This is a genomic window from Allopontixanthobacter confluentis (assembly GCF_009827615.1).
Classification (GTDB): Bacteria; Pseudomonadota; Alphaproteobacteria; order Sphingomonadales; family Sphingomonadaceae; genus Allopontixanthobacter; species Allopontixanthobacter confluentis.
This window is the reverse complement of the sequence record NZ_WTYU01000004.1, coordinates 1-2,214: the sequence shown is the minus strand read 5'-3', so window position 1 is coordinate 2,214 and position 2,214 is coordinate 1. Positions and strand designations below refer to the sequence as shown.

Annotated in this window: 5 protein-coding genes; all 5 read right to left on the bottom strand. The window is 54.7% G+C overall.

Translation table 11 applies throughout. The annotated features are described in order from the left end of the window. Nucleotides 1-235, bottom strand: a 235-nt coding sequence (locus GRI44_RS13820) for a hypothetical protein (protein WP_160602445.1), incomplete at its 3' end; no start/stop codon positions are given. Nucleotides 236-324: 89 nt separating this feature from the next. Then, nucleotides 325-597: a hypothetical protein gene (locus GRI44_RS13815; RefSeq protein ID WP_160602444.1), complete on the bottom strand. Its 273-nt coding sequence runs from the start codon at nt 595-597 to the stop codon at nt 325-327. 205 nt (nt 598-802) lie between these two features. Beyond that, nucleotides 803-1,009 (bottom strand): hypothetical protein, encoded by a 207-nt coding sequence (locus GRI44_RS13810; protein ID WP_160602443.1) that lies wholly within the window; start codon nt 1,007-1,009, stop codon nt 803-805. Nucleotides 1,010-1,210: 201 nt separating this feature from the next. Then, nucleotides 1,211-1,546 (bottom strand): hypothetical protein, encoded by a 336-nt coding sequence (locus tag GRI44_RS13805; RefSeq protein ID WP_160602442.1) that lies wholly within the window; start codon nt 1,544-1,546, stop codon nt 1,211-1,213. Continuing rightward, the gene (locus GRI44_RS13800) at nt 1,543-2,085 is read right to left on the bottom strand and encodes a recombinase family protein (RefSeq protein WP_160602441.1); all 543 of its coding nucleotides are present in this window, start codon (nt 2,083-2,085) and stop codon (nt 1,543-1,545) included. Before GRI44_RS13800 ends, GRI44_RS13805 begins: the two co-directional genes overlap by 4 nt. Nucleotides 2,086-2,214: the final 129 nt, after the last annotated feature.

Here is a 2,214-nt window from a genome sequence, read left to right as displayed (position 1 = left end):
AGGTGGTGAGCCCTGCTGGGTTACGGCAAGTTTGCCCGTCAGCCACAGCCTTTGCCAACGCTTTTTTCACGCCAAGCGAGCGTTCCTGAAGGCTTGTCAGCACGGTCCGCAACCATTCGGCATCATCGTCCAACAAAGCATCTTGGAGCGCCTTGGCGGCGTTGTTGGCCATGCTGGCAGGGACGATCTCTTGGTCATCTTCAGGGGCGATCTCGGGTGCGTCTTTGTCGATCATCTGGTGATCGTCGCACAGATCGCACAGACGTCAAGAAGTCGATCTCGATGATGTTATCTGCGGTGTTTTTCGTGACGCCTTGGGATCGTTCAGTGCCGTGTCGGGAACGGGATCACATTATCTTTGTCGAGGAAGGTTTCGATGCCTTCTTCCTCAATCGCAAGTTCAAAAGCCGCTGATGCCTCACTGTCGGTATCGAAGGGAGCATCCCAGACAGTTGAGGTGCCTTCTTCGTTGACCACTTCAAGAGACCAATGGGTGTCGTGTTCAAGCCGATAAATCCGCACATCAACAGTGATGTCATTGCTGGTGACCGAGCGGGACAGACTGGAGGTCACGATGTTGGGATCACGGTCTTGCACGCTGGTCTCCATGAGGTGATGAGTTCGATATAGTGGCAGATTACCGACTGGTCATCCGCCAACGCCGATCTTCAGCGTCAGGCGTAAATCGTAAAGCTCATTCCGAGATCGTAATTCCAAACGTTAATCGCGGAAGGTGATGGCGGATTCGGATCGGGAAAGAGGTATCGGGACAGTGGCGCTGGCATTGGATCGTCATCCACGATCATCCCCCTCGTCGCATTCCCCTGCCAACCATTCGGTTCACTCGCATCTCGATCTCGTGGGCTGCAAGATCGGGTTTTTGCTTTTGCAGTCGAGCCCTCATCTGTTTCTTGATCTGCCACAAAGGGGTTGAAGCGTCGTCGTCTTCGCCGATCTCGATCATCTCATCGGGGCGATATTGTTTGGTGTGCGTAATCCGTTTTGTCATGCCCTCATTTTACAGATTCGTGTCGGAGTTCGCATTATTCCCGTGCAGTATTTTGCTCGATGGCTGGACCGTATTCTGCCCCATGGTGGATGTTCACGGTGGCAGGGTTCGGCTCCGCTGCGATGGCGGATTGGGTTGCTTGTTCGACTATGGATCGTGCGCTGCCTGTAGCGTCGAGCCAGAAGGTTGACGGTCAACCTTTCAACGAGCGTCCGTTATGAACGGGCATTCGAGTGGAACGGAACTTTCCTCATATTCGCCATCATATTCCACCCACTGCTTGCTTCTACCTGTCCAGTAGACACAATCGAGATTACGCCACGAACGAGTGGCTGGGACGGTATCGATCAAGCCCCATAATTGGGGGTCACGGGGACTATATGCATTATCGCCTTGCGATTCATATTGCTCAACCAACACCCATTTCCCCCCGAACAGAAGGAATGCCTCAAATAGAACGAAGATGCTGATAGCCCAGAGAAGGGAGAACTTGATCGGTTCGGCGCGATCCCAAAGCTTGATCTGCCCAACCTTCATGCAGCCAATGCTCGATAGACGCTCGCCCGACCGATACCCATCTCACGGGCGATCTGGGAGGCTCCCAGACCCCTTTCACGCAGGGCTTTGATCGCTTGGGGATCGATGGTCGGGGGACGACCACGATACTTGCCCGCAGCCTTTGCTTTGGCGATGCCTTCCCGCTGGCGTTCGAGACGGATGTCGTTCTCAAACGCAGCCACCGCGCCCAAGATACCGATCATCAGTTTGCCCGTCGAGCTATCGGTATCGACGCCAGACTGGTTCAGGCAGCGGAAGCCGACATTCTTCACAGCCAGCTTCTCGATGATCTGGTGAAGATCGCCGACACTGCGCGCCAGACGGTCCAGCCTTGTGACGACCAGCGTGTCGCCGTCACGCACGAAGTCCAGCGCGTTCGCGAGTTCGATCCGATCCTTCGCCGACCGTCCGCTCATCTTCTCCGCGAAGACCTTCTCGCATCCCGCACCAGCCAATGCTTCATTCTGGATGTCGAGGCTTTGTCCCGAAGAACTAACGCGTCCGTAACCGACCAGCAATCGCGTCTCCTGTCTCATTTGGATTTAGACGCAGACTCTCACATGTTTCGGAATTGGCAATTCATTTATTTGAAACGAGAATCCCGATCACCTTGGAGCAGGCACGACAGGGCTTACCCGTTTGGGACT

What these genes read in the sequence shown, in the direction of transcription:
- GRI44_RS13810 (WP_160602443.1), bottom strand. Translation starts at nt 1,009, where the DNA reads ATGACAAAACGGATTACGCACACCAAACAATATCGCCCCGATGAGATG.
- GRI44_RS13805 (WP_160602442.1), bottom strand. Translation starts at nt 1,546, where the DNA reads ATGAAGGTTGGGCAGATCAAGCTTTGGGATCGCGCCGAACCGATCAAG.